23 protein-coding genes and 2 tRNA genes are annotated in these 23,297 nt (G+C 51.9%); 7 read left to right on the top strand and 18 right to left on the bottom strand.

Annotated elements, in window-relative coordinates; translation table 11 throughout:
• Positions 1 to 155: 155 nt before the first annotated feature.
• A complete protein-coding gene (locus tag QT397_07310; GenBank protein ID WNZ57145.1) occupies positions 156 to 593 on the bottom strand; it encodes a hypothetical protein in 438 nt (145 codons plus the stop codon).
• An 887-nt stretch (positions 594 to 1,480) separates the two neighbouring features.
• Between QT397_07310 and QT397_07305 the strand changes: the two genes are divergently transcribed.
• The 3 genes from QT397_07305 (at position 1,481) to QT397_07295 (ending at position 5,951) form a co-directional block, all read left to right on the top strand.
• Complete coding sequence (locus QT397_07305) at positions 1,481 to 2,020, top strand: hypothetical protein (GenBank protein ID WNZ57144.1); 540 nt, start codon at positions 1,481 to 1,483, stop codon at positions 2,018 to 2,020.
• Positions 2,021 to 2,224: 204 nt separating this feature from the next.
• Positions 2,225 to 4,339: a TonB-dependent receptor gene (locus tag QT397_07300; GenBank protein ID WNZ57143.1), complete on the top strand. Its 2,115-nt coding sequence runs from the start codon at positions 2,225 to 2,227 to the stop codon at positions 4,337 to 4,339.
• A 40-nt stretch (positions 4,340 to 4,379) separates the two neighbouring features.
• The gene (locus QT397_07295; protein ID WNZ57142.1) at positions 4,380 to 5,951 is read left to right on the top strand and encodes a PepSY domain-containing protein; all 1,572 of its coding nucleotides are present in this window, start codon (positions 4,380 to 4,382) and stop codon (positions 5,949 to 5,951) included.
• Positions 5,952 to 6,539: 588 nt separating this feature from the next.
• Here the strand turns inward: QT397_07295 and QT397_07290 are convergent.
• The 17 genes from QT397_07290 to QT397_07210 all read right to left on the bottom strand — a co-directional run bounded on the left by QT397_07290 (position 6,540) and on the right by QT397_07210 (position 18,878).
• Positions 6,540 to 6,615, bottom strand: a tRNA-Lys gene (locus tag QT397_07290).
• 105 nt (positions 6,616 to 6,720) lie between these two features.
• Positions 6,721 to 6,796, bottom strand: a tRNA-Lys gene (locus tag QT397_07285).
• A gap of 132 nt (positions 6,797 to 6,928) precedes the next feature.
• On the bottom strand, positions 6,929 to 7,606 hold the full coding sequence (gene queC, locus QT397_07280) for a 7-cyano-7-deazaguanine synthase QueC (GenBank protein WNZ57141.1): 678 nt from the start codon (positions 7,604 to 7,606) through the stop codon (positions 6,929 to 6,931).
• A gap of 35 nt (positions 7,607 to 7,641) precedes the next feature.
• Positions 7,642 to 8,301, bottom strand: coding sequence for a 7-carboxy-7-deazaguanine synthase QueE (gene queE, locus QT397_07275; protein ID WNZ57140.1), 660 nt, complete (start codon positions 8,299 to 8,301; stop codon positions 7,642 to 7,644).
• A 106-nt stretch (positions 8,302 to 8,407) separates the two neighbouring features.
• On the bottom strand, positions 8,408 to 9,247 hold the full coding sequence (ybgF, locus tag QT397_07270; GenBank protein WNZ57139.1) for a tol-pal system protein YbgF: 840 nt from the start codon (positions 9,245 to 9,247) through the stop codon (positions 8,408 to 8,410).
• 18 nt (positions 9,248 to 9,265) lie between these two features.
• Entirely contained in the window at positions 9,266 to 9,754 is a 489-nt protein-coding gene (locus tag QT397_07265; protein ID WNZ57138.1) for an OmpA family protein, read from the bottom strand.
• A gap of 99 nt (positions 9,755 to 9,853) precedes the next feature.
• Positions 9,854 to 11,149 (bottom strand): Tol-Pal system beta propeller repeat protein TolB, encoded by a 1,296-nt coding sequence (gene tolB, locus QT397_07260; GenBank protein ID WNZ57137.1) that lies wholly within the window; start codon positions 11,147 to 11,149, stop codon positions 9,854 to 9,856.
• Positions 11,146 to 11,940, bottom strand: coding sequence for a cell envelope integrity protein TolA (gene tolA / locus QT397_07255; protein ID WNZ57136.1), 795 nt, complete (start codon positions 11,938 to 11,940; stop codon positions 11,146 to 11,148). The genes tolB and tolA overlap by 4 nt, the downstream gene beginning before the upstream one ends.
• A 7-nt stretch (positions 11,941 to 11,947) precedes the next feature.
• Entirely contained in the window at positions 11,948 to 12,379 is a 432-nt protein-coding gene (tolR, locus tag QT397_07250; GenBank protein ID WNZ57135.1) for a protein TolR, read from the bottom strand.
• Positions 12,380 to 12,399: 20 nt separating this feature from the next.
• A complete protein-coding gene (gene tolQ / locus QT397_07245; protein WNZ57134.1) occupies positions 12,400 to 13,089 on the bottom strand; it encodes a protein TolQ in 690 nt (229 codons plus the stop codon).
• A 4-nt stretch (positions 13,090 to 13,093) separates the two neighbouring features.
• Positions 13,094 to 13,498, bottom strand: coding sequence for a tol-pal system-associated acyl-CoA thioesterase (gene ybgC, locus QT397_07240; protein ID WNZ57133.1), 405 nt, complete (start codon positions 13,496 to 13,498; stop codon positions 13,094 to 13,096).
• 12 nt (positions 13,499 to 13,510) lie between these two features.
• Positions 13,511 to 14,530 carry a Holliday junction branch migration DNA helicase RuvB gene (ruvB, locus tag QT397_07235; protein ID WNZ57132.1) on the bottom strand — a complete coding sequence of 340 codons (1,020 nt, stop codon included), beginning with the start codon at positions 14,528 to 14,530 and terminating at the stop codon, positions 13,511 to 13,513.
• Positions 14,531 to 14,553: 23 nt separating this feature from the next.
• Entirely contained in the window at positions 14,554 to 15,165 is a 612-nt protein-coding gene (gene ruvA / locus QT397_07230; GenBank protein ID WNZ57131.1) for a Holliday junction branch migration protein RuvA, read from the bottom strand.
• Between the two features lie 57 nt (positions 15,166 to 15,222).
• Positions 15,223 to 15,750: a crossover junction endodeoxyribonuclease RuvC gene (gene ruvC, locus QT397_07225; GenBank protein ID WNZ57130.1), complete on the bottom strand. Its 528-nt coding sequence runs from the start codon at positions 15,748 to 15,750 to the stop codon at positions 15,223 to 15,225.
• A 150-nt stretch (positions 15,751 to 15,900) separates the two neighbouring features.
• Positions 15,901 to 16,644: a YebC/PmpR family DNA-binding transcriptional regulator gene (locus tag QT397_07220; GenBank protein ID WNZ57129.1), complete on the bottom strand. Its 744-nt coding sequence runs from the start codon at positions 16,642 to 16,644 to the stop codon at positions 15,901 to 15,903.
• Between the two features lie 105 nt (positions 16,645 to 16,749).
• Positions 16,750 to 18,528: an aspartate--tRNA ligase gene (gene aspS, locus QT397_07215; GenBank protein WNZ57128.1), complete on the bottom strand. Its 1,779-nt coding sequence runs from the start codon at positions 18,526 to 18,528 to the stop codon at positions 16,750 to 16,752.
• A 77-nt stretch (positions 18,529 to 18,605) separates the two neighbouring features.
• Positions 18,606 to 18,878, bottom strand: a complete 273-nt coding sequence (locus QT397_07210; GenBank protein ID WNZ57127.1) for a zinc ribbon domain-containing protein — start codon at positions 18,876 to 18,878, stop codon at positions 18,606 to 18,608.
• 286 nt (positions 18,879 to 19,164) lie between these two features.
• On the opposite strand from QT397_07210, the gene QT397_07205 reads away from it, so the two are divergent.
• The 4 genes from QT397_07205 to QT397_07190 all read left to right on the top strand — a co-directional run bounded on the left by QT397_07205 (position 19,165) and on the right by QT397_07190 (position 23,264).
• Positions 19,165 to 19,563, top strand: a complete 399-nt coding sequence (locus QT397_07205; GenBank protein WNZ57126.1) for an HU family DNA-binding protein — start codon at positions 19,165 to 19,167, stop codon at positions 19,561 to 19,563.
• Positions 19,564 to 19,777: 214 nt separating this feature from the next.
• Positions 19,778 to 21,505 carry a proline--tRNA ligase gene (locus QT397_07200; protein ID WNZ57125.1) on the top strand — a complete coding sequence of 576 codons (1,728 nt, stop codon included), beginning with the start codon at positions 19,778 to 19,780 and terminating at the stop codon, positions 21,503 to 21,505.
• Between the two features lie 121 nt (positions 21,506 to 21,626).
• Complete coding sequence (locus QT397_07195; GenBank protein ID WNZ57124.1) at positions 21,627 to 22,193, top strand: transglycosylase SLT domain-containing protein; 567 nt, start codon at positions 21,627 to 21,629, stop codon at positions 22,191 to 22,193.
• A 3-nt stretch (positions 22,194 to 22,196) separates the two neighbouring features.
• Positions 22,197 to 23,264 (top strand): helix-turn-helix transcriptional regulator, encoded by a 1,068-nt coding sequence (locus QT397_07190; GenBank protein ID WNZ57123.1) that lies wholly within the window; start codon positions 22,197 to 22,199, stop codon positions 23,262 to 23,264.
• The last annotated feature ends 33 nt before the right edge of the window (positions 23,265 to 23,297 follow it).

Genomic DNA, 23,297 nt, shown 5'->3' with positions numbered 1-23,297 from the left:
GATCATGGGCCGACCAACTACTGGGTAAGAGTTAACGATAAGCGGCGATACAGCTATAAGAAGGAAGTGGGGAAAAACTAGGAACAAAGTTTGGGATTAAATTTCTGTGCCACACAGATCAGAACCTAGCAGCACAGAAATCAAAGAACTGACTGCTACTGTAAAATTGTGCCGGTATTACTTACCCCAGACTGTGTCGCTATTGCCGTCTCGGCGTTACCCGCTTGAGAGGTAACATACACATTCAATGTACCCGTTTGGGATATTGTGGCAACACCCGTAGTGATATTGTTCTGATAAATAATTACATCGTTGGAGTCGCCGGTTTGCAACACTGTAGCGCTGGTGAAGAAGGCATTTCCTTGATCCAGCGTAGACATATTCATATCACCAAACTGGTTGACAATCATAGTTGAATTTTTAACCGTAAACTCCTGTTCCAGGAGTGCCATCTTGTCATTACCCATTTGCAACAGCTCCATCACAAGAAAGCTAACCGAACCTAGCTGATCCAGGGCTGCGACATTTCCTATGCCATCCTGAGCACCAACCATCAAACTTGAGCTGACGCCTAAGTTTTGATTAACGTCCATTTGATTCATTTGGCCAATTTGTGTGGCCAGCAAAGTAGAATCGACCGTCTGCTGCTATAGAGAAAAACTCGGGCCGACAATTATAAATATCTCTTACAAAAACCAACTCCTTTACCTACACAGATCGAACCGCACTACTTAGAAACCAAATCCGCAACATCAAGGCAAGCAGTATCCACCATAATTGGTGGCACGAAATGCTTGAGGAGGTAGCAACACCAAAGACTGCAGCCTTATTTCTCTGAAACTAGATTCATAGCATTAACTGGCTTCAAATTCCTACCAATGCGTCAGAAGACAAGTCGATGGCTCATTCAATGCTACCAATATAATCTAAGCCATCTATGGGAATAAAGCACCCAATAACTAGGTATAAAGTTTTACAAAGAATAGAAGTGGCAGGTTTAGTGCATTCAGGGAAGAACCAAGAAAACCAGACATTGAGAACTATAAGAAAGGAATTTTTGGTCGCACTTGGCTTCATACCTTGAGCAACCGATTAAAAGTCGAGATATAAAGCTTATACTAGCCTTGTTTTGGAGATATCTCACTAAACCAACCATAACTTTGCATAACGACTCACCACTCTATCCAAAACAGGTTCGACAAGCCTCTATTTACTGCCACTAAAAATCGACTCCTCCAATATCAATTAGTATGAAAATATTTTGTCTGCCAAGAACAATATACGAATGTGGAATTGGGTAACCAGCCACCAAAAATCATCCAGCAGAATCACGCCAAACCTATCAGCAGATTTTTTTACTAGAGATCGAGGTTGCCAACGGCAATTGCATTTTCACCATAGAAAGCAACTCCCAGCCCTTGATAACTCTCAATAAGTAGAGCAGAATGCGCCTCAAATTGTCACTTCGCAAGTACCAGCTTTGTCAATCTGCTACTTTACCAAAACCAAACAATCACGAGGCGCACGAAACCTGCTGCCTCGTATAGCGTTGTTTTTATTTTTGGTACAAGCATTGATTCCCACTGGGTACATGCCAGCCTCGATCGCTACTGATGGCACAGTTATCAAACTCTGTCCTCGTGGCGTCTCACCAGAAGTAATGGCGATTATTCATCAGGGGCATAATCAAAAGCCATTAAGCAGCGGTACAAAGAGCGAGCAAAATCACCACTCCCATCATCAACATATACACCATGAGATGGCGAGCATGTCAGCTGATAAAGTTGCTGAAAGTACAGATCATGATCACCATACCGAAGGTAATTGGCAGTCGGACTGCAAGTTTGGTATTGCAAAGCCAAGTTCCGAAGTAACATTTTTATCTACCCCTTATCTATCTAGCCTGTCAAAAACACGCTATATCCAGCAGCGACACTTGGCTGAGGAAGTAATCGCCAGCCTACATCGCAAACAGCAGCAGCGCGCTCCTCCCTTCTCAGCCTCTTTATCCACAATTTAAATCTTTGCTCTTCATCTTTTGGGCTCGTTTACGCCTGCCTCAATGATGGAGCCAGTAAGGCATTTGATATAAGCAAATCAGTATGCTCGTAGATACTACCAATCTAGTATCAGAGCACCTGTGCCTGCCGTTATATCGTCTGCGTTACAGCATCTAAATTATTTTTTCGGCGCGCTATATAGCGTACCGACAGGATACCTATACATGAAAATTACTCGAAAGCTGCTCATCTCCTTAACACTTATTGCTATCAGTAGCGCGCCTCATGCTAAAGGCCAAGATCATCATTCCCAGTCAATTGAGGAGATTGTAGTTACAGCTGATATCGACAATTCTCTATCTGCACACTCTGCAAGTGAAGCAATTCATAACCTTCAGCGTGTTCCAGGGGGAGTTGACTTGGTTCGTGCCGAAGACTATTTAGTTGAGTTTACGCAGAGTATTGGTGACGCGCTGAAGTTCACACCCGGTGTCTTCGCAGACACTTCAGCACAGCGTGATAACCGAATTTCTATTCGGGGATCCGCTGCGAATGCTACTTATGAGCGCCGAGGAATTACTGTATTGCGTGATGGAGTACCGATTTCACGTGCTAGTGGCAGCACCGAGTATCAAGAAATAGACCCACTATCTATTGACTATATCGAGATCTATAAAGGATCAAACGGCCTTCGCTATGGTGCAGCTTCACTGGGAGGTGCAATCAATGTGGTAACACCGACGGGAGCTACGTCAAAAACTGGTAGTAATATAAGGTTGGAAGGCGGATCATTCGATACATACCGAACCAGTATTAACACTAAAGGAAGAATTGACGCTTTTGATTATTATGGTGCGGTAACCAAACTAAATAGTAGTGGATTTAGAGAACATTCCGAAGTCGACAGTATTTATAGCTTTGGTAATGTTGGCTACAAATTTAGTGACAACTTAGAAACTCGCTTTTTCCTAACCGCATTGCAAGACAATTTTGAGCTGGCTGGCTCTTTGACACACGACCAAGCACTAAGCAATCCTGACATGTCGCCAGAATCAAATATTGAACGCGATATGGATCGAAACCTTGATGTATTTCGCTTATCAAATCGAACAGTTTTTGCACTGGATTCGCTCACTATTGAAGCCGGGGCTTGGCTAGCATCAAGATATTTGGATCACGCTATAACACCATATGCCGGCATCATTGAGCAAAGCGGAATGGAGTTTGGTATATCTACTGATATTACTGGTGATTTCCAACTGGATATCACTGATATTTCCTGGGTTATAGGTATAACCCATGCTGAAAGTAACAATGAGTCAGAACTGTTTGCGTACTCTGAGGGCCCTTTTAGCCCAACACCAACTGCCGAGAAGGGGGATTTATCAAGTAAAGATGATCGGAATGCGACGAATACTGTCATCTATGGACAGCTAGACTTTTCCCCAAGCGAGTCACTTAACCTAATCGCAGGAGCTCAATATATTAGTAGCATCAGAGAAAACAAAAATATCTTTAACTCTGACCCCGCTCAGGATACGGGTGGACCGAAAGATGACACCGGTAAGTTGAGCTTCGAAAAATTCAATGGGCGTCTTGGTGTTATTTATACCCTACAAGATGAAAATCAGCTATACGCTAATGTGAGTGAAGGTTATGAGCCACCAGGAATAACTGATCTAACTTCGGGTGGAGCGGATCCATTTACAATTCTTGATGCACAAGAGTCATTGACTTTTGAGGTTGGCTCTCGCGGGCAGAAAGGTATTGTAAGCTGGGACGCATCTATTTATCACAGTGAAATTAGCAACGAATTTGTAGACGTTGGGCAGTCCGGGTTTAGCGGCGAAACAACAAGTACAGAAAACGCAAGAGGTAACACACTACACAAAGGTGTCGAGCTTGGTCTCGATATACAAATAAATAAGAATATTCTCTGGCGGAACATCTATAACTATAACGACTTTAGCTTTGATAATGATCCGGATAGAGGGGATAACAAGTTACCTGGAATACCTCAATCAATCTACGCCAGCGAATTGAAATACTCGAGCAATGGCAGGTGGTATGCAGGCATTAACTTGCGACATATTGCCAACGGAGCCTACGTTGACTACGCCAACACTGAAAGAACTGCGGGATATGAATTAATTGGCATTATTGCCGGTATCTCGATAAACGAAGCGATCGACTTATTTGCATCTGCGGAAAACCTAACCGACGAAAAATATATCTCAAATGTGTCAACAGTATCAGATCTTAGTATGGCTTCCAGTAATTCAGTTTTTACTCCAGGTCAAGGTCGCGCCTTCTATGTTGGTGTCAGCACTAACTTTTAATAGCCCCTCACAGTAGGAAATACATAAGCGAGGTAGCTTGATGAAACTGCAATTCATTAGATGGCACAGATTCCTAACCTGGATAGCTTTTTTTGGCGTTGTAACTTGGTCTTTGTCTGGAATATTCCATCCAATAATGGCTTGGTTTGGTCCGCAAGCCAAAAATACAATGCCACCCACGTTTCAAGCCAATGCAGAGACCTTATATAAACTTGAAAAAATTGTTGACAAGCTGCCTATTGAAAGGGTGGCTATCGCTAAAGTTGTTCCTTCAAGTGAGGGTAATCTACTGCAGATTACAGAAGCTGATAACAGTCCAAGGCGTTATTTCAACCTTGAAACTGGAAGTGAGTTGTTTGATCATGATATAGCACAAGCAAAGTGGCTCACCTCTCATTACTTGGACTTACCACAAGAAAATATTATTGATGTTAAATTCAAGGAGAGCTTTAGCGCTGATTACCCGCGAGTTAATCGCCTGCTGCCAGTTTATGAGGTGACCATTGCCGCCGACGATAATTTACTCAAAGCTTTTATCTACACCGAAACAGGTGCCTTAGCTGCTTTAAACAATAGTTTTAAAGCCAAAACGCAACTGTTTTTCAGAGCGCTACATACCTGGAGCTGGCTAGATACTACCGGCCATGGGCGTGTGCTCACTGTTGCACTATTTATGTTGACGCTTGTAGTGATAGCTTCAACGGGACTCTATCTGATTTTTGCACTCCCCAGCCGCAAAATTCCCAAGTCTAATCGACGCTGGCATCGCCGCCTCGGCTACCTACTTTGGCTGCCATTACTTGGCTGGTCAGCAAGCGGGTTTTATCATTTATTACAGGCAGAATACATACAACCCATTTCAGGCTTGCGACTGCTTGAACCTGTGCAACTGGAAAGCTTTGCAGTTGCGGAAAGCGAGATGGCTCAGTGGCGGCATAGCATAGGGAGTAGCATTCCTAAGAAAGCGCATTTAAATGCTATTTCGCTCAATCAGTCCATCGATAAAAAACCACTTTATCGACTTGGAATTAGCGTTCCGATTGAAGAGTCAATGTCCAATTACCAACAGCGTAAAGCACGCTTTGGCGGACTGCCTCTGGAAAGATCATCAGCTTTAATCAACGCTCAAACGGGGGAGAAAGAGTCGATTAAGGATCAGGACTTGGCCAAAGAACTAGCTCTACAGTTCATCCAGTCTAATGGCAATACAATCGACAATATTAAAATTGATGAAATCAAGCTGGTCACACACTTTGGGCCAAACTATGACTTCCGCAATAAACGGTTACCGGTTTGGCAGGTCGACTTGAATGACCCAGCCAATAGCAGGTATTTTGTTGACCCAGTAACAGGTATTTTAGTTGACCAAAATCGAAAGATTGACCGGTTGGAATCACTTTCATTCTCACTGCTTCACAAGTGGAATTTTTTACGTCCATTAATAGGAGCTGAAAAGCGTGACATATTGATTGTAATTACATTACTCGCCTTAGTTGCAATGTCCTGCTTTGGATTGGCTATTTATTTAGCACGCAGAAAGCCAAGAGCTAGGAGGGTTGGTTCCAGCCTACCCCCTCAGGAAGCGTCTGGCTACATTAAAGCCTCGAATTAGAACTAGCCTTTTTCTCAGGCAAAACTCTCGGTCAAGAGCAGCCCCTGCGCCCAGGATCTACCCTTGACTGAGAGACTTATAGGGCAGAATAACCTAAAGGCTATACACGCCCCCTTTTAAGCTCAAGTGTTAACCACAATTATCGATAAAGATGTTTTTACTGTCTCGAACTGACTTTTATCTTAGCTAAAAGTTTCTACAACAGCTTATTTTCCACATGCAACCTTGACACCAACGAGCACTAAATCGTGTTCATTGCCGATCTGGCGAGACTCTCTAACTCGGCAAAAGCCGCCGCCAAGACCAACATAAGGCCCTCTAAAGTAAATAGCGGCTATTGAGTCCAGGGTTAAGCACACACAACTTAAAGCACACCCTGGCGAGCACATCTGCACAGTCGGCGAGCCTTTACGATGCGGAAAACTCTGATAGATCACCATACATGTAATATCCACCATTCAGAATCGAAAACGAAAGGAGCTGATTAACACAGCAAATAAGCACGGTAATAGAAAGTCTGAAACTAGCCCACGTGTACGATGGTAATACAGAGAAACTGGTTAATTGATAGTGGGAAAAAAGGAGAAGTGGTGGGTCGTGCTGGATTCGAACCAGCGACCAATTGGTTAAAAGCCAACTGCTCTACCAACTGAGCTAACGACCCCCAGGATGGTTGGACTAACTTGGTAATGGTCCAACTTGGGTTGTTTTCACCTTCGCGCAGAAGTGTAAAAACTGGGTGGGTTGCCTTGGGCATCCCTGTCGAAAATGGTGGGTCGTGCTGGATTCGAACCAGCGACCAATTGGTTAAAAGCCAACTGCTCTACCGACTGAGCTAACGACCCTTTTCGATGCCTCGTTGTGAGGAGCTGCGTATCTTACGGATCTATTTCGAAAAGACAATACCTAACTCGAAAAAAAATCTAACAAATTTAAGGAGTTAGGTATTTGTTCAAAAAATTGGCGCCAACGGCCAATTAAGGTGCGTAGACCGTGGGGTCCTCCAGGCCGGCCTCTGTGAAGCCAGCAGCCCTCAGGCGGCAACTGTCGCAGCGACGGCAGGCAGCGCCATCTGGCAAGGCTTGGTAGCAGGACACAGTTAAACTGTAGTCCACCCCTAAGCGGGTCCCTTCAGTAACAATATCCGCCTTGCTCATGTCCATCAGCGGCGCACGTATAGACAGCTTGTTGCCCTCGACACCGGCCCTGGTAGCCAGATTGGCCATCTTCTCGTAGGCCTCAATATATTCCGGGCGGCAATCCGGATAGCCGGAGTAGTCCACGGCGTTCACACCCACGAAAATATCCTGGGCGCCCAGCACCTCTGCCCAGCCCAGGGCAATAGACAGGAACACCGTGTTTCGCGCCGGCACATAGGTCACCGGAATACCGGAGGTTTCCTCTTCGGGTACTTCGATAGAGTCATCGGTCAGCGCCGATCCGCCGATTGAGCGCAGGTCGAGCTTAACCACCTTGTGCTCAACGGCCCCCAAGTCCTTCGCCACCTTCTGCGCAGCCAATAGTTCTGCCTCGTGACGCTGGCCATAATCAAAGCCCAGGGCGTAGCACTCGTAGCCCTCAGCCCGAGCCATGGCCAGTACGGTGGCTGAGTCCAGGCCACCGGATAGCAAGATTACTGCTTTCTTTGCTGTCATTTTTTCCTCTTTTCTTGATGTGGCACAGCGGCGCTTTAAACCCCTGGGATGTCGCCCCACAACAGCTTGTGCATTTGCATCTGCATACGCACCGGTAACCCATCTTCCAGTATCCATTCAGCTAGCTGGCGCGGCTGCAGCTGCTCGTAACTGGGGGAGAAAAGTACCTCCCCAACCCGCTCAGGTATGCGGTACTGATCCAGGGTAAATCGAGCCCAGTCGTAATCCCCGCGATCACAGATCACAAACTTGATCTGGTCCTGGCGAGTGAGTACTTGCATATTCTCCATACGATTGCGGTGCTGCTCCCCAGAGGCCGGCGTTTTCAGGTCGACCACTCTCGATACCCGCTCATCCACTTTATCCACAGGCATAGCGCCACTGGTCTCGAGGGACACCGCATAGCCCGCATCGCAAAGCGCCTTCATCAGGGGAAAACAATTGGGCTGGGCGAGGGGCTCACCACCGGTAACGCACACATGGCGAGCGGGATGGCTTTGCACCTGCTGCAAAATCTGCTCCAGCGTCATGCGCTCGCCACCGTAAAAGGCGTACTCGGAGTCGCAATAGGTACAGCGTAACGGGCAGCCCGTCAGGCGTACAAACACCGTAGGAAGGCCACTTTCTCGCGCCTCTCCTTGGAGGGAGTAGAAAATTTCACTGATTCTGAGTGATTCTTTGGAAAGATCGGTCATACACACCCAACACAAAAACGCCCGAGTGGCACATGCCACCCGGGCGCGGGATCATAGGCTTTTTCTGCTCAAAAAACCAGCGATGGCAGTCAGTAGCGGCTGAAGGCTACTGGAAGTTCTCCTGCAGATACTTCTTCGCCAGGTTCGATGCTCTGGCATCACTGGCTGCCACCTGCTCCAGCAGGTTGCGGGCTTTTTGCTGGTCGCCCAGCTGGTGATAAACAGTACCCAGCTTGTAGCGGCCATCCCAGACTTTACTGGAATTCGGGTAACCGTCGAGGAGGGCTACGAACCACTCCCGAGCCTCTTCCAGGTTGCCTTGAACCAGTGCAATCTCACCTAGCCAGTAATTCGCATTCGGGGCGTACTGACCATTGGGGAAGTCCTGCAACAGGCTTTTGAACTCTTCACTGGCGCCGCCGTAATCGCCATTGCGGGCCAAGCCAAAGCTGGCCTGGTAGCGGTCGCGCTCGCTCTTGCCGTCTTTCGGGCCCTGGGGTTTAGGCGGCATTGCTGAGCCCCCCTGCCCTTGCATGGACGAAGCACCGCCTTCAGCGGTAGACGGCGGCTGAGCCGCTGGCTCTGTACCACTCAGGCGCGCAATACGCCGGTCCAGATCCATATAATCTTCGGTGCGCTGCTGTTTGAGACGCTTGATCTCATGGCGCAACTCTTCAACTGTGCCACGCAACTCCCGCACTTCCTGCTGCAAAACCTGCATTTGATAGTAGGCTTCGGCCTGGGGGTTGCCCTGGGCTCGGGGTGGTGACATACCGGCGCGGGCGAGCTGTGTCGGAGCACTGCTTTCCACTTCATCGGTATAAGTAATGGTCGACTGGTCCTGGCTCTTAGAAGACAGGTCTACAATCGGGGCCTGGGAAAATACCGGCGATGCCGCAGTCATTACTGCTGCGGCGATCGCTAGTTTTCTAATCGTTAAAGCCATTGGCATCCATTTTTACGATTAGTTAATAACAACGCGACGGTTCATCGCACGGGCAGATTCGTTAGAACCCATTTGAGCCGGACGCTCTTCACCGTAGCTGATTACTTCCAGGTTAGCTGCGTCTACGCCTTGCAGTACCAAAAAGTCGCGAACGGCATTGGCACGACGCTCACCCAGAGCCAGGTTGTACTCGCGAGTACCCAGTTCGTCAGCGTGGCCTTCCAGGCGAACAGAACCGGTGGCAGCGCGCATACGGTCAGCGTGACGGATCAGCAGTTCACGGGTTTCGGGCTTCAGCAGGGACTGGTCGAAATCGAAGTAAACTACGTTTTCCAGAGGTGCTACAGGCTCTTTCGGGGTATCAAAATCGGTGGTTTCAACCGCGGTATTATTTGCGGTTTCATCAACAATGGTTTCCCCGCCAGTCTTGGTATCATTGCTGCTACAACCAGCCATAACTGCCAATACACAGGCTAACCCAAGGCCTGTTTTTACTGATTTCAACATAAGCTACTCCGCTTTATATATAGTGTTATCGAAAATCCTGAAAGATTTCTACTTGCTCTAATTCACACCCTTCGCTTAAGCGCGTCGGGCACCCCCGCCTTATTCAAAGTACGGCGACCAGGCCGGTTCACGAACATCACCCCTCTGAGAGGGCAGGTTGTACTTCACCCCGGCATCCAGCGACACCGCTGCCAGAATACCTTTATCCCCACGTTTGGTAGCGTACATCAACATGGCCCCATTCGGCGCGATACTAGGGGATTCGTCCAGCGTAGTCTCCGTAAGGACACGCACTCTGCCCGAGTTGATATCCATCGTAGCGATGGTAAATACGCCCCTATTACGATGCACCATCACCAGTGTCTTTCCATCGGGAGAAACACGGGGCCGCGCATTGTAATCGCCATCGAAGGTTAAGCGGTCGACTTGACCAGTGGCAAGAGTCAATTGGTAAATTTGTGGCTTCCCTCCTCTATCGGAGGTGAAAACCAGTGATTTACCATCTGGCATCCAGTTCGGCTCGGTATCAATGGAGAAGTGCCTTGTCATTCTTGTCAGCTTATTACTGACCAGATCCAACACGTAGATCTCCGGGTTGCCGTCCTTGGAGAGCACCATCGCCAGTTTGGTTCCATCCGGGGACCAGGTCGGCGAACTGTTGATGCCCTTGAAGTTAGTTAATTGCTTGCGCGCACCCGTGCGCAGGTTCTCGCGAAAAATTGCCGGGCGCCCGGTTTCAAAGGAGACGTAGGCGAGCTCCTGGCCATTGGGGGACCACATGGGAGACATCACCGGCGCGCTGAAACGCCGGATCTGCTTGGCGCGAGCACCATCGATATCCGCACGCATCAGCAGATAGCTGGGCTTGCCGCCACGGGTCTCTTCCTGCACGTACACCATTTCCGTGGAGAAGGCACCGCGAATACCGGTGATAGCTTCAAAGATCTCATCGGCGGCGCGGTGGGCGATATCCCGCAGCTGGGTCTGGCCGCCGCGCACTTGCTTGGTGAACATCTTGTGCTGGCCGAAAACATTGACCAGATCAAAAGTGAGCAGGTAACCGGTGGCCTGCGGCTCAATGCGGCCGGTCACTATGTACTCGGTGCCGAGGATACGCCAGTCGCGGAATACCACGTCTTCCGGGGCCTTGGGGAAAGACAGCATGTCCTCCTTGGGCACCGGGGAGAAAAGGCCACTGCGGCGAAGGTCTGAGGAAATAATCCCGGAAACATCTTCCGCCAGTACCCCGCCACCAGACCAGCTGAATGGGGACACAGCGATCGGTGTGGGGTCATCGATACCGCTGGTGATATCCACCACCAGCTGGGCTCGGGCCCCCAGGCTCACCGAGGCGATTGCAATAATGACGACTGTCTTCAGTAAACTCTTGATCATTGGCGCAGATCTTCGACTTTAAAGTTCAAAATAGTTGTGCGGACTTCCCGCTCAAATACCACCGGTTCTTCCCGGGCCAGGTCGGCCACTTCGGGAAATACCTCCACTTTTTTGATAGCGGTCAGTACCGAGCGATCCAGGGCGGCATTACCACTGCCCTCGACGATATTAGCTGCCACCACCCGGCCGGTGGGGACAAAGTTTATTCTCACCTTGGTAAGCATACCGTTTCGGGCACTGGGCGGGCGACTCCATACCGCCTCAATTTGCTGCTGGATCGCCTGGCCAACGGACATCACCGCTTGCTCGGCCTCATTCGCATCCAGTAGCTCCTCTTCACCCTGAAGAGCTTCATCAAAGGAACTCTGGCGCTCTTGGGCCAGCTTCTCCTTCAGCTCTTTTTCTTTGCGCGCCTTTTCTTGCTGCTCTTTCTCGCGACGGGCTTTCTCTGCCTGTGCCTTGCGATCAGCTTCGACTTTCGCTTTGCGTTTCTTTTCCGCCTCGAGCTTTTTCTTCTGCTCCAGGGCTGCGCGGCGCTTACGTTCGACCTCAGCCTTACGTTTTTGCTCCGCCTCGCGCTCAGCACGCTGTTTTATTTTATCGACCTTTTTCGGCAGTTTCTTCTTCGGTGTTGCCGCCTCAATCGTCACAAGCTTAGCCTGCACAAACTTTGGCATCGGTTTGCGCTCGGGCATACTGCTGGCTTCCCAGCCGTAGGTCATGGCAGCTATCAACGCCCCGTGTAACACGAGGCTGATGATGATCGCCAATGCATAAAAGCCTTTATTCACCGGCACCCTACCCCTGAGGTGGCTCTGTCACCAGGCCGACGCTGGGCGCTCCCGCCTGCTGCAGTTCGGTCATGGCATTGACGATCAGGCCATAGCGGGCCTCGGTGTCACCCCACACCAAAACCGGGGTTCCCGGCTTTTGGCGCAATACCTTAGCGACCGTTTGTTTAATTTCTGCGAGCGGCTTGGCGCTCTTCTCGTCAGTCCCCAGGTTTAGGTAATAGGTGCCATCGGAGCGCACAGAAATAATCAGCGGCTCCTCATCAGTTTCCTCCATCGGCGCCGACGGCGCGTTTGGAAGGTCGACTTTGACCCCCTGCATCAACAATGGTGCCGTGACCATAAAGACAATTAGCAGCACCAGCATTACGTCAATGTAGGGCACCACATTGATCTCGGAGACCAGCTTCTTCTTGGTTCCCTTGCGAAACACACTCATAGGGTTCGCCTATTCACTACTCAGCCGGAATGCACTTTGCGGTGCAGGATAGAGGAAAACTCCTCGGCGAAAGTTTCGTAGCTGGACAACAGCGATTCGGCCTTGGCGGAATAGCGGTTAAAAGCCATTACCGCAGGAATTGCCGCAAACAGGCCCATAGCCGTAGCCACCAACGCCTCACTGATACCAGGTGCGACCGTAGCAATAGTGGCCTGGTGCATAGTGGCGAGGCCACGGAAGGAATTCATAATCCCCCACACAGTGCCAAACAGGCCGATATAAGGACTGACAGAGCCCACGGTTGCCAGGAACGGCAGGTTCATTTCCACCTTTTCCTGCTCCCGGGACATAGCCACACGCATGGCCCGCTCAGTGCCTTCCATCACCGCTTCAGGGCCGCTGCTGCCCTGTTGGCGCAGGCGGGTAAACTCGGTAAAACCGGCGCGGAAAAGGGACTCAACACCATCGGTTCGGCCTTTTTCCGCTCGCTCGTTACCTTCGCGGAAGAGTTTGTTCAGGTCGGCACCGGACCAAAAGCGGCGCTCGAAATTGTTCAGGGAGCGCTTGGCCTGGGACAGGTAAAGCCCACGCTGGATAATCATCACCCAGGACACCACAGAGGCCAGTAACAGCAGCAGCATAACTAACTGTACCAACAGGCTGGCGTTCTGGATTAGCCCCCAAAGAGAAAGTTGTTCACCGGCGTTCATCTTCTTAAATAACTGCCTTTAATGCTGAATAAATAGGTTCCGGCAGGGCACAGGGCCTGCGGCTGTCGTCAGCGACACAAGCAACTTTGACCACACCTTCGCAAATTAGCTCATCGCCGCGCCAGATTTTTTGCTCAAAAGTCACTGCGGCCCGCCCCAGTTTGCCAATCGAGGCCGTAGCGCGCAATGCATCATCAAGAAGTGCGGACTTTCGATACTGGATCTCGGCGGAGTGCACCACCAGTAACAGCCCCTGTTCCGGCATTGCCGGCTTATCATACCCGAGGGAGCGCAGCAGTTCTGTGCGCGCGCGCTCCATATACTTCAAATAATTGACGTAATAAACGATACCACCTGCGTCGGTATCCTCGATATAAACCCGCAGCGGAATACTGAAAACTTCCTTCACCCCATCCTCTCTCTATTTATTATCGGGCTTCGGCAGGCCGAAGTGCTCATAAGCCAGGCCGGTTGCCACTCGCCCTCGCGGTGTGCGGGCGATATAACCCTGCTGAATCAGGTAGGGCTCCAGCACATCTTCCAGAGTATCCCGCTCTTCACTGACTGCTGCAGCGAGACTGTCCACACCCACCGGTCCACCATCGAACTTCTCGATCATGGCCAATAGCATACGGCGATCCAGCTGGTCGAAACCACGGGAATCCACATTGAGCATATTAAGAGCGGCATCGGCAATGCCGGAATCCACGGCACCATCACCTTTAACTTCGGCGTAATCACGCACGCGGCGCAGCAGGCGGTTGGCTATTCGGGGGGTACCCCGAGCGCGACGAGCAACTTCGAGAGCACCACCTTCATCCATCTCCACTCCCATCAGGCCAGCGGAGCGGCGGACAATACTGGTGAGATCCTCAACGTTGTAGAACTCAAGCCGCTGGACGATGCCGAAGCGATCCCGCAGTGGCGAGGTAAGCAGGCCCGCCCTCGTGGTGGCTCCCACCAATGTGAAGGGTGGCAGGTCTAGCTTAATCGAACGCGCCGCAGGCCCTTCGCCGATCATAATATCCAGCTGGTAATCTTCCATCGCCGGATACAGTACCTCTTCCACATGGGGGCTGAGGCGGTGGATCTCATCGATAAACAGCACATCCCCCGGCTCCAGGTTGGTCATCAACGCAGCCAGATCGCCAGCCTTCTCCAATACCGGGCCCGAGGTGGTCTTAATGGCCACTCCCATTTCGGCGGCGATGATATTTGCCAGGGTGGTTTTACCCAGCCCCGGCGGTCCGAATACCAGGGTGTGATCCAGGGCCTCTTTGCGCAGCTTGGCAGCCTGAATAAAGATCTCCATTTGCTCCCGCACCACTGGCTGACCCACATAATCATCCAGGGTTTTGGGGCGCACGGCGCGGTCGTACTGCTCTTCCTGGCCCGAGGGGCCCACAGGCTCCGGTGCCACCAAACGGTCGGCTTCGATCATTGCAACAACTCCAGGGCCTCAGCTTAAGCGGGGGCCATTCCCTTAAGGGCCAGGCGAATCAAAGTCGCACTATCGGCATCCGGCTGCTCCTTGCTGGCGCGGGCCACCATTTTGCTGGCTTCAGTGGGCTTGTAACCCAAAGCCGCCAGGGCGCTCTCCGCTTCACCGGTGTGATCCACCTTGGGCTCGGCAGCAGCGGCCATCAGGGGGATATCGTTGGCGTCGCCAAAATCCGGGGTCAGTTTATCCCTCAACTCCACAATCAGGCGCTCGGCAGTCTTTTTACCGACGCCGGGGACTTTGACCAGCGCCGCTACATTATCCTCCGACACACAACGGGCCAGGGCAGCGCCGTCCAGCCCGGATAAAATAGCCAGGGCCATCTTGGGACCCACTCCACTCACCTTGATCAGGGTGCGAAACAATTTGCGGTCCCCATCGCGAATAAAACCATATAACTGCTGGGCAGTTTCGGATACCGCTAAATGAGTGTGCAGCTGTACCGGCTGCCCCAGTGCGGGCAGTTCAAAAATTGTGGTCATGGGTGCGAGCACTTCATAGCCCACCCCCTGTACATCCACCAACAACAGAGGTGGCTGCACTGCGGCCAGGGTACCGCTCAATCTTCCAATCATGTGTTATTCCAGGTTTATATTGTCTGCGCCCTTTACGGGGCCAATTCTACCAGCCGATCACACGCTCAGGCGGCCGCGACGAAAACGACTGCGCGCACCGCCAGCGGTAAATACCAGGGTTTGCTCGGTATGCATATGACACAGAGCCACGGCCAGCGCATCGGCGGCATCCTCCTGGGGCGACGCAGGTAGGGACAGCAGGGTTTTCACCATGTGCTGGACCTGCAATTTATCCGCTCCTCCGTTGCCGACCACTGCCTGCTTCACTTTGCGAGCTTCATATTCGGCTACTGCCAGACCGCTATTTGTCCCAGCTACAATAGCTGCCCCCCGGGCCTGTCCCAATTTCAGGGCGGAGCCGGCGCTCTTGGACATAAAAACATTTTCAATTGCCATCTGAGCAGGCTGGTATTGCTGGGCAATCTGGCTCACTGCATCAAAAATCAGTTTGAGACGCTCAGGCAGGGGACCTTCGGGAATACGAATCACCCCGCTGGCCACATAGCGAGCCTTGCCCCGCTCCACATCGATAATTCCATAGCCCGTTTTTCGCGAGCCGGGGTCAATACCCAGGATTCGGGTCAAAAGGCAGCTCCCCAAATATCTGTATGTTTATATAGTGGTGGGAGTGTCCCAAGGTGAACAGGAAGCGTCAAGGGAGGGGGAGTAAGAAGGGCTTGAAAAGATAAAAAACCAGAGGCGGGACAGTAGCCGCCTCCAGTTACGGAACCGGCTTTAGCCCAGCTCCTCCATCACCTCTGCCGGAATATCCGCATTGGTGTAAACGTTTTGCACATCATCCAAGTCTTCCAGCATCTCGATCAGAGCGAGTACTTTTTCAGCACCGTCTTTATCCAGCGGAATCGTGGTGGACGGAATCATGGCAATTTCGGCACTGTCCGGGGTAAAACCAGCTGCAACCAGGGCGTCCTTAACCGTCAGGTAGTCCTGGAATTCAGTGGTAACTTCAACACTGCCGTCATCGTTGGATTCGATATCCTCAGCCCCGGCTTCGAGAGCTGCGTCCATCAACGCATCTTCATCCACTCCGGTCTCGTAGAACATCTGACCTTTGCGGGTAAACAGATAGCTAACGGAACCGTCGGTACCCAGGTTGCCACCGCGCTTGGTGAAGGCGTGACGCACTTCAGCCACGGTGCGGTTGCGGTTGTCAGTCAGGCACTCCACCAGGACCGCTACACCACCAACGCCGTAGCCCTCGTAAACTACGGCTTCGTAGTTTTCACCATCCGCATTGCCGGCGCCACGGGCGATAGCTTTGTCGATGGTGTCGCGCTTCATATTGGCGCCCAAAGCCTTATCGATAGTGGCGCGCAGCGCCGGGTTATCGTCCGGATTTGGCCCCGATTTGGCGGCTACCGTCAACTCGCGAATGATCTTGGTAAAGACCTTGCCCCGCTTGGCATCCTGAGCTGCTTTGCGGTGCTTAATATTGGCCCATTTACTATGTCCGGCCATTTTCCGTCTCTCTTCAGTCAGTGCGTAGGATGGGCCAAAGAGCGAAGCGAATCGCCCATCACTACGATTGGATGGGCCCGCTTCGCTCGGCCCATCGGGGAAAAATCAGCTGATTTTCTCTTCTTTTTGTCGCAGGCGAATACTCAGCTCACGCAGTTGTTTCGCATCTACAGCACCCGGGGCATCTGTCATCACACAGGCGGCGCTCTGGGTTTTCGGGAAAGCGATAACATCGCGAATAGAGTCACTGCCGGTCATCAACATCACCAGACGATCCAGGCCAAAGGCCAAGCCACCGTGGGGCGGCGCACCGTATTTGAGTGCATCCAGCAGGAAGCCGAACTTCTCGCGCTGCTCTTCAGCATCGATACCCAGGATGCGGAAAACCGCTTCCTGCATCAACTGGTCGTGGATACGAACAGAACCACCGCCCAGCTCGGTGCCGTTAAGCACCATATCGTAAGCGCGGGAAAGTGCTTCAAGCGGATTCTTTTCCAGCTCTTCCGGGGTACAGGAAGGCGCAGTGAAGGGGTGGTGCAACGCAGTCAGGCTGCCGTCGTCATTTTCTTCAAACATCGGGAAGGCGACAACCCACAAAGGCGCCCACTCGCTGGTGTACAGATCCAGGTCTTCACCCAGCTTGCAGCGCAATGCACCCAGAGCTTCAGAGACAATCTTGGCCTTGTCCGAGCCGAAGAAAAGAACATCACCGTCTTCCGCTTGCAGGCGATCGAGAATGGCTGCACGGGTTTCAAGCGGCAGGAATTTAACGATTGGCGACTGCAGACCATTTTCCAGGTCAGAGCGATCGTTAACCTTGATGTACGCCAGGCCCTTGGCGCCATAAATACCGACAAATTTGCCGTAATCGTCCAGCTGCTTGCGGGTCAGTTTCTTACAACCGCCAGGTACTTTAATCGCGGCAACACGTCCCTTCGGATCATTGGCCGGCCCGGAGAATACCTTGAAGTCCACCTCGGTCATCAGGTCCTTGATCTCCACCATCTCCAACGGAATACGCAGGTCCGGCTTGTCGGAACCGTAGCGCAGCATCGCCTGGTAGTGGGTCATGCGCGGGAATTCACCCAGATCAACACCCTTAAGCTCTTTAAACAGCTTGCGAACCATGTTCTCGGTGATCGACATGATTTCCTCTTCATCGAGGAAGGAGGTCTCAATATCGATCTGGGTAAATTCAGGCTGGCGATCAGCGCGTAAATCCTCATCGCGGAAACACTTAGCGATTTGGTAGTAGCGATCGAAACCAGAAACCATCAGCAACTGCTTAAACAGCTGTGGTGACTGTGGCAGAGCGAAGAACTTGCCCTCGTGAGTGCGGCTCGGCACCAGGTAATCCCGGGCACCTTCTGGGGTGGCGCGGGTCAGGATTGGGGTCTCGATATCGAGGAAGCCGTGCTCATCCAGGTAATTGCGGATTGCGGTAGTCAGCTTGGAACGAAAATACAGGTTGTTCTGCATTTCGTTGCGGCGCAGATCCAGATAGCGGTATTTCAAGCGGATATCTTCACCCACTTCGGTGTGCTCATCCAGCTGGAAAGGCACTGTCTCAGCAGTATTGAGGATCTCCAGCTCTGTACCGTAAACCTCAACTTCACCGGTCACCATATTGGGATTCACGGCCTCTGGGGCACGGGCGCGCACACGACCTGTCACTTTAAGCACATATTCGCTGCGCACGCGATCGGCCATCTCGAAGTGTTCGGCCGCATCGGGGTCGAACACCACCTGTACAATTCCCTCGCGGTCGCGCAGGTCGATAAAAATCACTCCGCCGTGATCGCGGCGGCGGTCGACCCAGCCACAGAGGGTTACTACGCGGTCAATGTCCGCAGAACGAAGGACGCCACAGTAATCGCTGCGCATGGATGAAAATTCCCGTTATCGATAGGTGAAAAGATTAGTTAGAGGGTACACCGCACGGACAGCCCCGCACAGCTCGCCTAGGCCGTCTTTGCCGCCGCTGTGCCAGACTTGTCGCTTTTGGCCTTACCACTGTTGGCAGAGTCACCGCCAGCGAGGTTTTTCTTGCTACCAGTTTTAAAATCAGTCTCATACCAACCGGCGCCCTTCAGGCGAAATCCAGCCGCTGAGATTTTCTTGCGCAGCTCGGCCTTCTCGCAAGCTGGGCAGTCTTTGAGCGGGTCATCGCTCATCCGCTGCAAAGCTTCCATTTCATGGCCGCAGGCATTGCACTGGTATTCATATATCGGCATTACACAGTACCTGGTGCTTAAAAAAAGGGGAGAGAGTATACATGAGGCCTACAGAGGTAAGAAGCTGCACGGGTCTTTTCCCTGGGTAAAGCGTCCCATAAAGGCGACGTGAGGCTAAAAAATGTAAAAAAAGCACTATTTTTCTAGTATTTCTTCGTGCGGCCGAACAAAAACTATATATACTTCCCCCATCACCCGCTGAGACACCCGTAACGGATGCAGCGCAGCGGGAGAAAAAACACACTTTTACCGGATATATACCGAACAACAAAGAAGGAAGTAAGCCATGGCTGTCTCCAAGAAAGCTGCTACTAAAAAGGCCCCGGCAAAGAAAGCTGCGGCCAAAGCTGCACCGGCCAAGAAAGTAAAAGCAATCAAGGAAAAGTACACTAAGACTCAAGTACTTAATCAGATTGCAGAAAGCACTGAGCTGTCCCGCAAGCAGGTTCAATCTGTTCTGGACGAGCTGAACGATATCATCGAAGGCCACATCAAGAAGCGCGCAGTTGGCGAATTCACCCTGCCCGGCCTAATGAAAATCACCACCGTGAAAAAGCCGGCTAAGAAAGCTCGCAAGGGTATCAACCCGTTCACCGGTGAAGAGACTACCTTCAAGGCGAAGCCTGCCAGCATCCAGGTTAAAGTTCGCCCACTGAAGAAGCTGAAGGAAATGGCAGAGAACTAATACACTCTGTAAAGCCTCAGCTTAAAAACCCCGCTTATGCGGGGTTTTTTATTCACTCCCATTCCAAGCCAGTGCCCAGGCACCTGCTAAATAGATACCCCGGTATAGCAAAAGGCAATCCGCATTGAGGCAATACTGCCCCCAGGCAATATTTATTGCCCAGCGAATAGCGTAAAATAGCCAGCTTACCCGTAATAGAATCCATATAATTCCTATGCGCGCATCTCGTTATCTCATCGCAACCCAAAAAGAAACTCCCAACGACGCAGCGGTGATCAGCCATCAGCTGATGCTGCGTGCCGGCATGATCCGCCGTCTGTCTTCAGGTCTCTACACCTGGCTGCCCACCGGGTTGCGGGTGTTGCGCAAAGTCGAGCGCATTGTTCGCGAAGAGATGGACCGCGCTGGCTCCCTGGAAGTACTGATGCCGGTCGTGCAGCCGGCAGAGCTTTGGGAAGAGTCCGGCCGCTGGCAGCAGTACGGCCCCGAACTCCTGCGCATCAAGGATCGCCACAACAATGACTTCTGCCTGGGCCCGACCCACGAGGAAGTCATCACCGACCTGATCCGCGGTGAAATCAATAGCTATAAGCAGTTGCCCGCCAATTTCTACCAGGTGCAGACTAAATTCCGCGATGAAATCCGTCCGCGCTTTGGCGTAATGCGCGCGCGCGAATTCACCATGAAGGATGCTTACTCCTTCCACGTGAACGAGGACTCCCTGCAGGAAACCTACGATATTATGCACGGCGCCTACTGCCAGATTTTTGAGCGCATTGGCCTGGACTACCGCCCGGTACTGGCAGACACCGGTTCAATCGGTGGCTCCAGCTCTCACGAATTCCACGTGCTGGCGCAGAGCGGCGAAGACGATATCGCCTTCTCCACAGAATCCCGCTACGCCGCCAATGTCGAATTGGCAGAAGCGGTTGCCCCAGCTGGCGAGCGCCCTGCTCCGTCACAGGAAATGCAGGAAGTTCATACGCCGAACCAAAAAACCATCGCCGATGTCAGCGAGTTTTTGAAAAGTAATCCCGCCCACTCAGTAAAAACCCTGATTGTTCTGGGCGAGTGCGAAGAGGGTGAAACCGCTCCATTAATTGCCCTGGTACTGCGTGGCGATCACGAGCTGAACGAATTAAAAGCAGAGAAGCTGGCTGGAATCGCCAGCCCTATTCAGTTCGCCTCGGAAGAGCGCATCGCCGAAGAACTCAGTTGCAACATTGGCTCCCTGGGCCCGGTGGGCATAAAGATCGAGACTGTTGTGGATCGCTCTGCGGCGCACCTGGCAGACTTTATCTGCGGCGCCAATCGCGATGACTACCACTTAACCGGTGTGAACTGGGGTCGCGATGTGGAGTTGGGCCGCGTCGAAGACCTGCGCAATGTAGTGGCAGGCGACGCCAGCCCCGATGGGCAGGGCACCCTGGAAATCAAACGGGGTATCGAGGTCGGCCACATTTTCCAGTTAGGCGACAAGTACAGCCGCGCTATGAATGCCACGGTACTGGATGAAAACGGTAAAGAGCAGGTTATGTCCATGGGCTGCTATGGCATCGGCGTTTCCCGAATCGTCGCTGCGGCGATCGAGCAGAACCACGACGACTCAGGGATTATCTGGCCCACTGCGATTGCACCTTTCCAGCTGGCGATTGTGCCAATCAATATGCACAAGAGCGATGTGGTAAGGGAGAAGTGCGAGCACCTGTATGAGTCCCTGCGCAGCAAGGGTATTGATGTATTGCTGATGGACGAAGCCAAAGCGCGACTGGGCGCTATGCTCGCCGATGTGGAGCTGATCGGCATTCCCCACCGCATTGTTATCGGCGATCGCGGCCTGGAAAAAGGTGTGGTGGAATATAAAGGTCGCGGAGATGCAGAAAGTCAGGAGTTTGCCGTATCCCAGCTCGAAGAAGTGTTATTGGAAAAATTTAATCAATAATTGTCGAGCCGCCCGGTCTGCCCCCAGGCAGGCCGGGACCTCTTACGGCAAAAGTGCTTTTTATCGGCGGCGTCACAAAATCACGCTGCCCATTTTGCCGGGCTTTTCGTAGAATCACCCCATGATAAAAAAAGCCACCGCCCTCTTGTTGCTCTGCCTTACCTGCTGTGCCGCCCAAGCTCAAAGCAGTAGAGCCGAGATCGACCCGGAGTTGCGCCTCGCCCTGCAGGACGCAGTTACCCAGGCCGACAGCTTTGTGGACCGCTTCGATGCGGAAGTGTGGCTAATGTCTAAATCCCAGCCTCTGTCCCGCTATATCAAAGATCCCAAGCGGCGGATGCACGTACTGAAAGCCGTCCACCGGGAGGCAACTCGGGCCGGGCTGCGCCCGGAAATCGTATTGGCGGTTATCCAGATTGAGAGTGCTTTTGACCCCTATGCGATATCCCGCGTTGGCGCTCTGGGTATGATGCAGGTAATGCCATTCTGGAAAAATGAAATCGGTCGACCCGACGATAACCTGATCGATATGGACACCAATCTAAGGTACGGATGTACCATTCTTAAACACTACATCAAAAAAGCCAAAGGCAATCTAGCCAACGCCCTCGCCTATTACAATGGTAGCTACGGCCGCCATACTTATAGCAGCAAGGTCCTGGATGCCTGGGCCGAGCGCTGGAGATAAACGATGACCGCCGGCTACTTATTTTTCTCCGGCGGCGCATGCGCTCTTCTTTTATTGGCAGCAACCAAGGTTGCTATACACCATTACCGGCTTGTTGCCGGGCGCTGTTTGCTGGCCCTGCTGATAGCCGTGATCTGCTATTTACTCTGGCCCATCCTGCCACAATTGAGTGGACCTACTGCGCTCTTGCTTAACCTGCCAATTACTCTGATTCCCGCAATTTTTTGGCTGTTTACTCACCTGTTATGCCGCGAGGAAGAACCTTTTCCCCTGTGGGGCTGGATCCCGATTGGTATTACCCTGGTCATCGGTATAGTCGCCTACCACGCACCCTTGCCATTGACGTCAGATCAGCAATCCCCACTATTTACCCTTTCGCAACTACTCAAACTCGGTTTAATCAGCCTCGGCCTACTGACACTACAGCGGCAATTTCACCTGGACTTGGTCGCAGAGCGCCGACGCCTGCGCACAACCCTACTTATCGCCGTCGGCGCCTATATGCTGGTGGTAATTGGCGCAGAATCTATCTTTGCTTACCGCCCGCTTCCCAACGGTGTACCGACACTGCACGCACTATTTGCCAGCCTGTTGTCACTGGTTGCCTGCCTATGGTTGCTGGCCCTTTCCCCCAGCGCTCTGGGAGAATCCCTGCCGCGCCCGAAGAGCAGCGAGCCAGAGGAGGAAGAACAGCCTTTAGCTCCGCCACCTGAATTGGATGAACAACAGCAAACCCAGCTGCAAAAATTACAGGAACATATGCACAACGGTGGTTATCGCCACACCGGACTCACCATCAGGGAGCTCGCGGAGCAGTTGGATATTCGCGAACATGTGCTGCGTGTGCTGATTAATCGCCACCTGGGTTATCGCAATTTTAACGAATACCTAAATCAGTTTCGTATTGATGAGGCCAGCAACCGGTTGGCAGATCCGGAGCAGGCCCATTTGCCAGTGCTCACCATTGCCCTGGACATCGGCTATCGCTCCTTGAGCCCATTTAACGCTGCTTTCAAGCGCCGTCACAGCCAAACTCCCACTGAGTACCGCCGGGAAAAGCTGCCCGCCTGAATATCCTCTCCTGAAAGAATCCGTCAGCATTTT

It is taken from the genome of Microbulbifer sp. MKSA007 (assembly GCA_032615215.1).
Lineage (GTDB): Bacteria > Pseudomonadota > Gammaproteobacteria > Pseudomonadales > Cellvibrionaceae > Microbulbifer.
The sequence above is the reverse complement of the archived record's forward strand: the minus strand, read 5'-3'. Positions and strand labels throughout refer to the sequence as shown.